This window comes from Mesorhizobium sp. M2E.F.Ca.ET.219.01.1.1, from assembly GCF_004016445.2.
Lineage (GTDB): Bacteria > Pseudomonadota > Alphaproteobacteria > Rhizobiales > Rhizobiaceae > Mesorhizobium.
Window position 1 is genome coordinate 1584331 of record NZ_SADT02000001.1, and the last position, 12010, is coordinate 1596340.

Consider the following 12010-nt stretch of genomic DNA (forward strand, 5'->3'; position numbering starts at 1 on the left):
CGCGGAGGACGCCAAGGTGCAAGCTCGGGACAATGGAAGAGCTAACGCTTCGCTGGCGCCTGTTTGGGCGGCCGCAGCAAGAGGGCAAACGGCACCAGCACCGCCGTTGCAATCGCGCAGTAAAAGAAAACGTCGACATAGGCGAGCAGCGAGGCCTGCCGGCCGATCTCCTGGCCGATCCAGCCGACTGCCTGCTGCCTGGCTTCGACCAGCGGAGAGCCCTCGGCAACGAAATGGTTCGTCACCTGGCGAAGCGTCTCCTGATAGGTCGCGCTCGACTGCGCGGTGTGGCCGACCAGCACCGACTGGTGGAATTGCGCGTTCTGAGCAATGACCGTGTTGGACAGCGACACGCCGATGCTGCCGCCGATGTTGCGGGCGACATTGATCAGCGACGATGCCTGGTCGGTCTTCTGTGGCGGCAGGCCGACATAGGCGGCGGTGGAGATCGGGATGAACAGGAACGGCAGTCCGATCATCATGAAGACGCGAGCGTAGGCGAAGAAGCTGAAGCTGGCGTCGGGCGTCAGCGAGGTCGTGTGCCAGAGCGCGACCGCGACCACCGACATGCCCAACATGATGAGATAGCGCGGCTGAATGACACCGGCGGCAAAGCCCGAGATCGGCATCAGCATGAGCATGGCGATGCCGCCCGGCATCATCGACAGGCCAGAGAGCGTGGCGGTGTAGTCGAAGGTCGTCTGCTGCAGCTGCGGCAAAAGCTGCGTGGTGCTGAAGAGCACGGCGCCCACCGCCATCATGACCAGGAACGACATGCCGAATTGCCGGCTGAACAGCAGGCGGATGTCGACGATCGGTTCGCGCCTTGTCCACTCCCAGGGGACCAGCAGCAGGAACGATACCGCCGAGATCACGGCGAAAGTCGTGATGAAGGTCGAGGCGAACCAATCGTTGCGCTGACCTTCGTCAAGGAAGACTTCCAGGCAGCCGAGCGCCATCGCCACCAGGATGAAGCCGATCCAGTCGACCTTCAGCCCCTTGCTCAACCGCTCCTGCCGCTCGCGTTCGAGGATGTCGGGCTCGATCACCAGCCATTGCACGAGCGCCAGCGACATGATGCCGAACGGCACGTTGATGAAGAAGATCCAATGCCAGGAGAAATTGTCGGTCAGCCAGCCGCCGATGGTCGGCCCGACCGTCGGCGCGACGATCACCGCGATGCCGTAGAGCGCAAAGGCCTGCGAACGCTTTTCGGGCGGAAACGTGTCGGCGAGGATCGATTGCTCGCTTGGCGCCATGCCGCCGCCGCCGAGCCCCTGCAGGATGCGGAAGGCGATCAGCGTCGGCAGGTTAGGCGCCAGCCCGCAGAGCAGCGACGACAGCGTGAAGGTCGCGACGCAGATCATGTAGTAGCGCTTGCGGCCGATGATGCTGGTCAGCCACCCGCTGACCGGGATGATGACCGAGTTGGCGACGAGATAGGTGGTGATCACCCATGTGCTCTCGTCCATGCCGGCGGCAAGGCTGCCGGCGATGTTGCGTAGCGCGACATTGGCAATCGAGGTGTCGAGCACCAGCATGAAGGTCGCGATCGAGACGACGATCGCGATCAGCCAGGGGTTACGGCCGCCGGCCGCCGACCGGCTCTGGTCACCCCGGGCTGTTGCGGCGGCATCGCTCATCGTACCTTGACCGTCGGCACCACCGACATGCCGGGGCCGACGTACACGCCGGGCGGCTGGTCGAAGACGATCTTGACCGGCACGCGTTGCACCACCTTGACGAAATTGCCGGTGGCGTTTTCTGCCGGCAACAGGCTGAACGCCGTGCCGCTGCCGGCCTGGACGCTGTCGACATGGCCATGGAAGGTCTTTTCCGGATAGGCGTCGATGGCGATATCAACGGGCTGGCCAGGCCGCATCAGGTCAAGCTGCGTCTCCTTGAAGTTCGCCTTCACCCAGACGTTGTTGGGCACGAACATCATCAGCACCTGGCCGGGCTGCGCATAGGTGCCTTTTGCCGCCGTGATGCTGGTGGCATGGCCGGCGGCGGGAGCGGTGATGGTCGTGCGGGTGAGGGTGGTCTTGGCCTGGTTCTCGGCGGCCTCAGCCTGGCGAAGCTTGGCCTCGGCGCTCTTGCCTTGCGCCTGCAGGACCGCCACCTGACTTTTCGCCGCCTCGGCATTGGCATTGGCGGCGTCCAGCGCGGCCTGATCCTGGCGCAAGGTTGACGCAGCCTGCTGCGCCTGCTGCTGCGTCGCCGTGCCCTTGGCTAGGAGCTCGCGGTTGCGCTGGTCCTCGGACTTGGCGAATTCGAGCGCCGCCTGCGCCTGGGCCACCTGCTTTTGGGCAGCATCGATCTTGGCGTTCTGCGCCTGGGTCTGCGCCTCGACGTTTGCGATCTCGGCCCGCGCCGCCACCACGCCGGCTTCCGCCTGTTTAAGCGAAGCCTGATAATCGCTGTCGTCGATGCGCAGAAGCACCGCGCCGGCCTCGACCGGCTGGTTGTCGGTGACGGCGACATCGGTGATGCGCCCGGCAATTTCGGCGCTGACCGTCACCGTGCGGGCGTCGATGAAGGCGTCGTCGGTCCATTCATAGTGGCGCGCGTTGAGCCACCAGACGACCACGGCCGCGATGACCAACAGGATGAGGATGGCGACGATCGCGGCTATGTAGGGATGGCGTCTGATGAGGCCGGGTTTGTTGCTGTCGGACCGACTGTCATTCGCCTGCGTGTCTTGCGCGCGCTTATCGTCCGCGCGCTCATTTTCCACGCGTTTTTCGTCGCCCGGCGGGCGTCGATCGGAGCGGGGCTGAGCCCGCGTTTTCTCGGCGGGAGCGGTTTCGCGCTCTTTTCTTTCAGTTTTGGCGTCCAAGGCAACGGGTCCCAGATATCGTTGGCCCCCTCGCAGCAGGGTCAACGGGCGGTTTCCGCAAAGGTTCCTGCCGCTGGATGCGGTCCGTCAGCCGGCCATCCAGCCGCCATCCACCATCAGGTTGACGCCGGTGACGTAACTTGCCATGTCGCTAGCGAGAAACAGCGCAGCGCCCGCCACGTCGTTGGGATGCCCGAGCCTTGGCCAGGGCGTGCGGCGGCGCGAATAGTCGAGCGCATCAGGGTCGTTGGCGACGCCCGGCTTGCCGGTGATGATTTTTCCCGGCGCGATGGCGTTGCAGACGATCAAATCGTCGGCATGGTCGACCGCGATCTGGCGCGTCATCTGGACGATGCCTCCCTTGCTCACGGAGTAGGGAAAATCGCCGGGGCAGGCTACCATGCCGTGCTGCGAGGAGATGTTGATGATGCGGCCGCGCACCTCGTTGACCGGCGCCTGGGTGAGCATCTGCGTGACGGCGCGTTTGTTGCAGTAGAAAGAACCGGTCAGATTGACGCCGATGACGCGGCTCCATTGTTCCGGCGTCGTCTCGATCAGGTTGGTGCTGGTGTAGATTGCGGCGTTGTTCACCATCACGTCCAGTCGCCCGAAGCGATCGACGGTTGCGCCGACAAGCGCGTCGACGGCATCCCAGTTCGAGTTGTCGGTTCTGACATAGATGGCTGTGCCGCCGGCCGCGCGGATCATGTCCACGGTACTCTCACCGCCTTCGATCGGCTGCTCCACCGTGTCGGCGACGACGATGTTGGCCCCTTCGGCGGCGCATTTCAGCGCGATGGCGCGGCCGATGCCGGAACTCGCTCCGGTGACGATGGCGGTTTTGTTGGCGAGCAGGGCCATGGTGTTCAGCTCTCCCGGGTGACGATCTTGCCTTGCGCCGGGCCGACCAGCCGCCCGTCGCGCACGATCTCGCGGCCGCGCAGGAAGACGTTTGTCAGCCGTGCTTTCACGGCCCAGCCGTCGAAAGGCGTGTAGCCTGCCCGTGACACCTGCTCGGCGCTGGCGATGGTGCTGGATCGGCGCGGATCGAGGATGAGCAGATCGGCATCGTAGCCGGCGGCGATCTTCCCCTTGCGCCGCCCGAGGCCAAAGCGCTCGGACGGGTTGCGCGAGCACATACGCACCAGGTCGGACAGGGCGATAAGCCCCTCGTCGACCAGCCTCAGCATGGTCGCAAGCAGCGTCTGCAGCCCCGGCATGCCGCCCGGGATGTCAGCGAAAGCCGCGTAGGGCGCCGCCTTCTCGGCCGGCGCGTGCGGGGCGTGGTCGGTGGCGACGATGTCGATCAGCCCGGCGCTCAGCGCGGCACGCAGTGCGTCGACGTCGTGTGCGAAGCGCAAGGGCGGCGAGGCCTTCAGCTTGGCGCCCTGCGTTTCGTAATCTTGCGCCGTGAAGAACAGGTTCTGCGGCGTCGTTTCTACGCTGGCGTCGGCCACGCCGCGCAGCCGGCTCCAGGTCTCGACGCCGAGTTCGGAGTTGATCTGGCGGACATGGATCCTTGCCTCGGCCGAGGCGGCGGCAACAAGCGCCCGCGCGATGCCGTTGGCTTCGGCGAGGGGCGGCCGGCTGTCCAGGAAGGCGGCGATGGTGCCCGAGCGATCCCGCTCCGTGCTGCCGGTCAGGATCGACTGGTCGCCGGGCGAGATGCCGACCAGCGTATCGGCGCCGGCGAACGCTTTCAGCGCCTCGGCGACGCTGTCGAGCGTTGCAAACAGGAATCCGTCCGGCACGTCGGCAGTGAAGAGCTCGAACGAGACCGGCGCGTGGTCGAGCAGGCGAGGGATGAGCGACAGGTCGCGGCCGACCACGGCCTGCAGGCCGACATCGACATGGATGCGGTTTGCGGCGGTTGCCATCTTGTCGACGAGTTGCTCGGCCGTTGCGGTCCAAGGCTCGTCGGTCGGCATGTCGAGCACGGTGGTCACGCCACCGAGGGCCGCCGCATGGGTGCCGGAGGAAAAATTCTCCTTATGCGTCAGCCCAGGCTCGCGCAGATGCGCGTGCGCATCCACGAGACCGGGCAGCAGGAAACAGCCGGAAGCGTCGATGACCGTCCCGGCTTCGGCGGCTTCGCCTGGCGCGACGATTGCCGCGACCTTGCCCGCGGCAATGCCGATATCGCCGCGGCTTACGCCGTCGGCATTCACCAGCGTTCCACCGCGGATCAGCGTGTCGAACATCGCTTAGCCGCGCTGTTCGAAGCGGGCATGGTTGGCGTGCCAGAAGCGGGCGATGTCCTCGCGGCGCATGAAGGCGGCGCCGTCGCTTCTCTGAACATGCTCGATCACCTCGCGCAGGCCGGATGCCCGGTTGGGCTGGCCCGTCCAGCGGGCGTGGATGCCGATGGTCAGCATCCGGCCGCCGGTCTCGTCCGCCTCGTCGAGCATATAGTCGATGGCCGAGCGGCAATCCTCGGCGAAGTCGCGTGGATTGCCGTAGCCGGGCGCGACGAGGTAGCGGCTGTCGTTGAGCGCCTTGGAGTAGGGCACGACGAGAATCTCCGTGCCATGATGGTCGAGGAAATAGGGCAGGTCGTCGTTGCAGGGATCGGAGTGGTAGAGGAAGCCGCCTTCCTCGACCAGAAGATCGCGCGTGTTGACGCTGGGCAGCGAGCGGCAGTTCCAGCCCAGAGGCCGCTTTCCCAGCAGCTTCTCGTAGAGCGTGATCGCCTCATGCAGATGGCGCTCTTCTTCGCTGCGCTCCATCACCGGGTAGTCGATCCAGCGCAGGCCATGTCCCATCAGGTCATGCCTGCGCGCCTTCATCCACTCGACCAGAGGCGGGTTGCGCTCCAGCGCAATGGCGCAGGCGGAAAAGGTGACCGGAATGTCGTAGCGGTCGAACAGCCTGGCCAGGCGCCAGACGCCGGCGCGGCTGCCATATTCGTAATGCGTCTCGGTGCCGAGGTCGCGCACCGGCATGCTGCCGGTCAGATTGTATTCGCCCCAATTGTCGTTGCGGCCGTCCTCCAGCCAGTTGTACTCCGACCCTTCCTCGTAGTTGAGCACGAGGTTGACGGCGAGCTTGACGCCGCCCGGCCAGGTGACGAAGGGCGGGTGCGGGCCGTAGCCGACGAAGTCGCGCGGCTGCTGCGCTTGCTGCGGATCGGTCGGCATCTTTCATCCTCCTTCGGCTTGGTTCGGCTCAGCTTTCGTTGGCGGCAATCCAGTCCATGTAGGCGTGGAAGGCTTCCTTGCCGGGGCGCGGCCGCCATTCCGTGTCGCGCATGATGCGGGCGATGTCATAGGCGCCCCACATGCCGCCTTTCAGCGTCACATCCTGGACGATGTTGGCGTCTTCGCCTGATGTCACCTCGGCCTTCAGCCCCGGCACGCGTTCTTTTGCCCAGCCGATGATCTCGCCGATGGTCTGGCTGGAGCCGGAGCCGATATTGTAGTGGCGGTAGTTGAGGTGCCGAGCATCGATCAGCGCCAGGATCGCGGCAGCGACGTCGGTCGAGGCGACATAGTCCCCGACGGGTTCGAGGCTGTTCGGCCTGATCGTCTCGCCGGCCAACGCCATATGCGCGACGCGGTTGGGAACATGACGAAAATTGCGGCTCTCGGTGGCGCGGTCCATCGGACCGTAGACGGAAGCAAGCCGCACCGAGACCGCCGACAGGCCGAACAGGTCGGCATAGCGGTTGGTGACCATCTCGGAAGCGAATTTCGAGATGCCGTAGAGCGTCAGCGGCGCGACATAGCCGTCTTCCGGCAGCGGTTCCCCACTCCAGTCGGGGCCATTGTGGCGGTAGACGGACCCGGAGCTGACGTAGATGAAGCGCTTCAGGTCTGGATTCGTGCGCGCCCAGTCCAGCATGCGCACGGTGCCCATGAGATTGACGTCGACGATGCGCGCCGGGTCTTCGGCCTCAGGCTGGCGCTTTGCCTCGGAGGCACTGCCGCGCGAGATCGGTGTGATCGTCGCGCCATGCACGATCGCCGTGATGCCTTGCTTGTCGAGCGTCGCGGACCAGGACTGCTGGTCCAGGATATCGGCGGAAATCACCGTCAGCCGATCACGCACCCGCGCGAAATGCTTTTCGGCCGCCGCGTCGAGGCTGGACCGGTCGAGGATCACAGCGCGGGCCTGCGGATCTCGGTCGAGCCAGGCGCGTGCGACCACGCTCATGACAAAGCCGGTGCCGCCGGTGACGAGCAGGGTCATGGGAACTCCTTTGAAAACACGAGCTCAGCGCGTCGCATAGCCGCCATCTACGAGCATGTCGGATCCTGTGACGAAGGAAGCGTCGGAGGAAAGCAGGAAGGCCGCCGCCGCGGCGATCTCGTCTGGCTCGGCGATGCGGCCGAGCAGATGGGCGGGGCCGAGGCCGGCATTGGCCGCTTCGAAATCGGCGAACCGGCGCAGCAGGCGCGTTGTCGCCACCGCACCGGGCGACAGGCTGTTGACGCGGATCTTGTCGGGCGCGTGGTCGACGGCCATCGCTTTGGCGAGGTGGATCAGCCCGGCCTTGGCGGCGCAATAGGCGACCGCCCTGGTGGTGGCGACGCGACCGAACTGCGAGCCGATGAAGACGACCGAGCCGCCGCCGCTCGCCGCGATCAGCGGCACGGCGAACTTGCTCATCAGAAAGGCGCCGGTCAAACCAACATCGATTTCGTGCCGCCATGCGCTTTCGTCGAGATCCACGACGGTGGCGCTGGTCGAGGGCGCCGCGGCATTGTGCACCAGCCCGTCGAGCCGGCCGTATTTTTTCTGCGCGAAGTCGACGGCCGATTTCGCGGAATCGATGTTCGTCACGTCGCACTGGCAAGCGGTGGCGGAAGGCCCGAGCGCTTCGGCAAGTTTTGTTGCCGGCTCCAGATCGTAGTCCGCGCAGATCACCTTCGCGCCTTCGGCAATGCAGCGGCGGGCGATTGCCGCACCGATGCCGCTCGCGGCGCCGGCGATCAGGATGACGCTGTCTTGCAGGCGGTTCTTGGCTGGATCGGTCATCAGACCTGCTCCTCTATGGCCTGCAGCGTCGCCATGGTGACTGGACGGCGCAACAGATTGTAGCAGGCAGCAAGCGTGACCAGCACGGCACCGCCACCCAGAAGCAGGAACATGGCTGGTGCACCCATATGCTGCATCAGGCCGGCGGAAATGCCGGGCGTCGCAACATTGCCGATCGAATAGAGCAAAAGCAGCGTGCCGGAAGCGCCGACCATATGCCGGCTATGCAATTGCGAGGCGCCGAACGCCATCGCCACCGGATAAACGGTCAGTGCCGTGCAGCCATAGACGAAGAACAGCACGAAAAGCAGCGGCACCGAAGAATTGCCGAGCCAGGCGATCGTGGCGCAGAGCGTGATCGACAGGATGCCCTGGACAAGCAGTATGATGCGCCGTTCAAACCTGTCCGACAGCCAGCCGACCGGGGTTTGCGCCAGCATGCCAGCGATGCTGATGGTCGTAACAAGCCCGACCGTCGTTGCCGCCGACAGGCCAATCTGGGTGCCGTAGATCGGCGTCAGCACGAAGATGTTCATGTTGGTGATGCCACCCTGGAAGATCGCGACGACCGTCACCGGCGCCAGCCGGAACAGCGCCAGCGGCCCGAGGCGTTTGACCGGTCTCGCTGAACCCGTGTGGCCAGGATCAGGAGGCGAGGCCGGCAGCGCCGGCCAGCGTCCGCCGACGAATTTGGAGATCAGCGCCAGAAGCACCGTCGCGGCGGCGACCGGGAACAGATGCGGCGATTGCGGGCCGACCAGTCCGACAAGGAGTTGTCCGAGCAGCACCGCGATCGCTGTCGTCAGCATGTAGAGCGAAAACAGCGCGCCGCGATTGTGCTGCTCGGCATAGAGGTTGATCCAGCTTTCGCAGACGACGAAAAGCGACGCCATCGCCATGCCGCCGAGCAGGCGAAAGCAGATCCAGCTTGGCAGGAAATCGGTGAAGACGAAGCCGCAAGCCGCCAGCAACGCCAGCACCAGGATCACCACGAAGGTCCGCTCATGGCCGTATTGCGCGACCGCCGGGCGGGCCACCAAGCATCCGACGAGGAAGCCCACTGGGTAGGCGGTCAACACGATCTGCACGACCTGGGGAGACATGCCGGGCTTGCCGAGATGCAGCGATACGGCGGTGGTCAGCATGGCGCTGCCGATACAGGCCAGGCAGACGCCGACAAGGATCGGCAGCATGGCGCGGGAGCGCTCTGCATTTTGCCAGAGCCGCGCCGCGGATTGAGCGATCGACCTCATGGATGCGGCTGCAGTGGCTCCCCTGGCGTGACCGTTGACCGACGGCAGCCCGAGAAGAAGCTACACTCTAGCGTGGTTGCCACAAACGAAGATTGACGCGGCTATGGCTAAAATTTTTTTGGCCATGCCCGCGAAGGAAAGCGGCTTCTTGGCTTCCGCCGGGCTTTACAGCCGTTTTGCACCCTCCTTACCATAGGCAAAAGCCAAGACCCGGGAACCAGCGGAAGGGAACAGCATGACGATCGAACGCCTCGAAAACGGACAGCGTTTCTGCCGGGTGCTGCGCTACAATGGCACCGTCTATGTGGCCGGACTGACCGCGGACGATCTTTCCGGCGACACCACCAGTCAGACCAAGCAGATCCTCGCCAAGATCGACGCGCTTCTTGCCAAGGCCGGCAGCGAGAAGTCGAAGCTCTTGAGCGCTCAGATATGGCTCCGCGACATTGCCGATTTCGAGATGATGAACGCTGCCTGGGACGCCTGGATCGACCGCAGCGCCATGCCGGTGCGCGCCACGGTGGAAGCGCGGCTTGCCGGCGACCAGTATCGTGTCGAGATCATGGTGACGGCGGCTGTCGGCTGAGCCGGCCGGCGAGGATACGCCAATGCATGAGCTGGTGATAAGAGGCGGGCGCGTGGCGCTCGACGATGGCTGGTCCGAGTGCGACGTCGGCGTCGACGACGGCTGCATCGCGGCCATCGGCAAGGGTCTCTCCGGCCAGAGGTCGATCGACGCCGCCGGCCGCTGGGTTATGCCCGGCGGCATCGACACGCATTGCCATCTCGACCAGCCGGTCTGGGGTGGCGCGGGCAATGCCGACGATTTCTATTCCGGCACGATCTCCGCCGCCTTTGGCGGCACCACCTGCATCGTCCCGTTCGGCATGCCCGGACAGGACATGACGACGATCGGCGCTATCGACCGCGCGCTGGAGCGCGCGGCAGGACGCGCCGTGATCGACTACGGGCTGCATGCCGTGGTCACCATGGGCACCGGCGCGGATGTCGAGGCCCAGCTCAACCAGCTTGCCGGACGTGGCATCGCCTCGGTCAAGCTGTTCATGACCTATCAGGGTTTTGCCGTCGACGACGATCTGTTCTTCAGGGTGCTCGATACGGCACGGCGGCTGGGCTGGATCGTGATGGTCCATGCCGAAAACGACGCCGCGATCCGCCGCACGCGCCAGCGGCTGATCGATCTCGGCCGCACCGACATTCGGTATCATGTCGTCGCCCACAGCGAGACGATGGAGCGCGAGGCGACGCATCGGGCTCTGGCCTTCGCCGAAATGACCGGCGCACGCATGACCATCGTGCACGTGTCGTCCTGGCAGTCCGCGGAGGAGGTGGCGCGGGCGAAAGCGCGCGGTGTGGCCGCCATCGCCGAGACCTGTCCGCAATACCTTTTCCTGGGCGCGCGCGATCTTAACCGCCCGGCAATCGATGCCGCGCGCTTCGTCTTTTCGCCGCCGCCGCGCTCGCCGCACAGCCATGAGCATCTGTGGCAAGAGCTGATCAATGGCGGCATCGACCTGTGGTCGTCCGACCATTCGCCATACTATTTCGCGGACAAGATCGGCCGTTCCGAAACGCCAGGCTTCACCACGACGCTGAGCGGCATTCCCGGGATCGAGACACGGCTGCCGCTGCTGTTTTCGGAAGGGCTGCTCACCGGCCGGCTGACGCTCGAGCGCTATCTCGACCTGATCTCGCGCAATGCCGCCTCAACCTACGGTTTCGCCGATCGCAAGGGTCGCGTTGCCGTCGGGCTCGACGCGGATCTGGCGCTGTGGGATCCGTCGGCACGCTGGACGATCGGGCACGAGGCGCTGCATTCGCGCGTCGACTTCACGCCCTATGAGGGCAGGGTCGTTACCGGCAAGCCGACCACCGTCCTGGTGCGCGGCGTGCCGGTGGTTGCTGACGGTAAGCTGCAGGCCGAACCTGGCTTCGGGCAATTTGTGGCTCGAATGGCAGCCGATCCCACACTTTCGGGAAAACCAGTCGAGGATTGGACACCATGGCTCGATGCCTGACCATCGCCGTTTGCCAGACCGGACCGATCCAGCGCAGCGCCACGCGCGCCGAGACGGTCGGGCGCCTGGTGCATCTGCTGGAAAAGGCAGCGGCTTCCGGCGCCGAGGTTGCGGTCTTTCCGGAAATGGCGCTCACCACTTTCTTCCCGCGTTGGCGCATCGACGGCCAGGCCGAAATCGACGCCTTCTTCGAAGCCTCGATGCCGGGGCCGGAGACGCAGCGCCTCTATGATGCCGCGGCGCGCCTGAAGGTCGGCTTCGCGCTGGGCTATTGCGAACTCACACATGAGGATGGTCGCACCCGCCACTTCAACACGATGGATCTTGTCGGGCCGGATGGCGCCTTCATCGGCCGCTATCGCAAGATGCATGTGCCGGGGTCGAGCGAACCCGAGGCGGGCACGACCACGCATCTCGAACGGCGCTATTTCGAACCGGGCAATCTAGGCTTCCCGGTCTTCGATTATCGCGGCGTTCGCGTTGGCATGGCGATCTGCAACGACCGCCGCTGGCCGGAGACCTATCGCATGCTCTGTCTCAACGGCGCCGAGGTGGCGCTGCTCGGCTACAACACGCCGCTGCTGCTCGACGAAGCGCCGGCGCTGGCGCATCTACGGATGTTCCACAACCACCTGCCGATGCAGGCCGGCGCCTATCAGAACACGCTCTGGATCGGCGCCGCCGCCAAGGCGGGACTAGAAGACGGCCAGGCGCTGATCGGCGGTTCCTGCATTGTCGCGCCGACGGGTGAGATCGCCGCGCAGGCGATGTCGCTCGACGACGAGGTGATCGTGCACCGCGCCGATCTCGACCTGATCGAGACATGCCGGAAGGTGAATTTCAACTTCGCGCTCTATCGCCGCCCGGACCAGTACAAGCGCATCTCGGATCCGGTCTGACAT

11 protein-coding genes are annotated in these 12010 nt (G+C 65.2%); 3 read left to right on the plus strand and 8 right to left on the minus strand.

Annotated features, from left to right (window positions below):
• Window positions 1-41: 41 nt before the first annotated feature.
• The 8 genes from EN862_RS07465 to EN862_RS07500 all read right to left on the minus strand — a co-directional run bounded on the left by EN862_RS07465 (window position 42) and on the right by EN862_RS07500 (window position 9069).
• The gene (locus tag EN862_RS07465) at window positions 42-1643 is read right to left on the minus strand and encodes a DHA2 family efflux MFS transporter permease subunit (RefSeq protein WP_127863489.1); all 1602 of its coding nucleotides are present in this window, start codon (window positions 1641-1643) and stop codon (window positions 42-44) included.
• Window positions 1640-2737, minus strand: coding sequence for an HlyD family secretion protein (locus EN862_RS07470; protein ID WP_127863490.1), 1098 nt, complete (start codon window positions 2735-2737; stop codon window positions 1640-1642). The genes EN862_RS07465 and EN862_RS07470 overlap by 4 nt, the downstream gene beginning before the upstream one ends.
• A gap of 189 nt (window positions 2738-2926) precedes the next feature.
• Window positions 2927-3700, minus strand: coding sequence for a glucose 1-dehydrogenase (locus EN862_RS07475; protein ID WP_127863491.1), 774 nt, complete (start codon window positions 3698-3700; stop codon window positions 2927-2929).
• Window positions 3701-3705: 5 nt separating this feature from the next.
• Window positions 3706-5040: a dihydroorotase family protein gene (locus tag EN862_RS07480; protein WP_127863492.1), complete on the minus strand. Its 1335-nt coding sequence runs from the start codon at window positions 5038-5040 to the stop codon at window positions 3706-3708.
• 3 nt (window positions 5041-5043) lie between these two features.
• The gene (locus tag EN862_RS07485; RefSeq protein ID WP_127863493.1) at window positions 5044-5976 is read right to left on the minus strand and encodes a polysaccharide deacetylase family protein; all 933 of its coding nucleotides are present in this window, start codon (window positions 5974-5976) and stop codon (window positions 5044-5046) included.
• Window positions 5977-6004: 28 nt separating this feature from the next.
• The gene (locus EN862_RS07490) at window positions 6005-7027 is read right to left on the minus strand and encodes an NAD(P)-dependent oxidoreductase (RefSeq protein WP_127863494.1); all 1023 of its coding nucleotides are present in this window, start codon (window positions 7025-7027) and stop codon (window positions 6005-6007) included.
• A gap of 24 nt (window positions 7028-7051) precedes the next feature.
• Window positions 7052-7816, minus strand: coding sequence for an SDR family oxidoreductase (locus EN862_RS07495; RefSeq protein ID WP_127863495.1), 765 nt, complete (start codon window positions 7814-7816; stop codon window positions 7052-7054).
• Window positions 7816-9069, minus strand: coding sequence for an MFS transporter (locus EN862_RS07500; RefSeq protein WP_245519515.1), 1254 nt, complete (start codon window positions 9067-9069; stop codon window positions 7816-7818). The genes EN862_RS07495 and EN862_RS07500 overlap by 1 nt, the downstream gene beginning before the upstream one ends.
• A 235-nt stretch (window positions 9070-9304) precedes the next feature.
• Between EN862_RS07500 and EN862_RS07505 the strand changes: the two genes are divergently transcribed.
• The 3 genes from EN862_RS07505 to EN862_RS07515 are packed head-to-tail and all read left to right on the plus strand — an operon-like array spanning window position 9305 to window position 12007.
• The gene (locus EN862_RS07505) at window positions 9305-9655 is read left to right on the plus strand and encodes a RidA family protein (protein ID WP_127863496.1); all 351 of its coding nucleotides are present in this window, start codon (window positions 9305-9307) and stop codon (window positions 9653-9655) included.
• A gap of 22 nt (window positions 9656-9677) precedes the next feature.
• Window positions 9678-11108: a dihydropyrimidinase gene (hydA, locus tag EN862_RS07510; protein ID WP_127863497.1), complete on the plus strand. Its 1431-nt coding sequence runs from the start codon at window positions 9678-9680 to the stop codon at window positions 11106-11108.
• Window positions 11093-12007 carry a nitrilase-related carbon-nitrogen hydrolase gene (locus EN862_RS07515; RefSeq protein WP_127863498.1) on the plus strand — a complete coding sequence of 305 codons (915 nt, stop codon included), beginning with the start codon at window positions 11093-11095 and terminating at the stop codon, window positions 12005-12007. Before hydA ends, EN862_RS07515 begins: the two co-directional genes overlap by 16 nt.
• Window positions 12008-12010: the final 3 nt, after the last annotated feature.

Bases quoted from the DNA above. Each gene is read 5' to 3' on its own strand.
- EN862_RS07465 (WP_127863489.1), bottom strand. From the start codon at position 1,643: ATGAGCGATGCCGCCGCAACAGCCCGGGGTGACCAGAGCCGGTCGGCG.
- EN862_RS07475 (WP_127863491.1), bottom strand. From the start codon at position 3,700: ATGGCCCTGCTCGCCAACAAAACCGCCATCGTCACCGGAGCGAGTTCC.
- EN862_RS07480 (WP_127863492.1), bottom strand. From the start codon at position 5,040: ATGTTCGACACGCTGATCCGCGGTGGAACGCTGGTGAATGCCGACGGC.
- EN862_RS07485 (WP_127863493.1), bottom strand. From the start codon at position 5,976: ATGCCGACCGATCCGCAGCAAGCGCAGCAGCCGCGCGACTTCGTCGGC.
- EN862_RS07490 (WP_127863494.1), bottom strand. From the start codon at position 7,027: ATGACCCTGCTCGTCACCGGCGGCACCGGCTTTGTCATGAGCGTGGTC.
- EN862_RS07495 (WP_127863495.1), bottom strand. From the start codon at position 7,816: ATGACCGATCCAGCCAAGAACCGCCTGCAAGACAGCGTCATCCTGATC.
- EN862_RS07500 (WP_245519515.1), bottom strand. From the start codon at position 9,069: ATGAGGTCGATCGCTCAATCCGCGGCGCGGCTCTGGCAAAATGCAGAG.
- EN862_RS07505 (WP_127863496.1), top strand. From the start codon at position 9,305: ATGACGATCGAACGCCTCGAAAACGGACAGCGTTTCTGCCGGGTGCTG.
- hydA (WP_127863497.1), top strand. From the start codon at position 9,678: ATGCATGAGCTGGTGATAAGAGGCGGGCGCGTGGCGCTCGACGATGGC.
- EN862_RS07515 (WP_127863498.1), top strand. From the start codon at position 11,093: ATGGCTCGATGCCTGACCATCGCCGTTTGCCAGACCGGACCGATCCAG.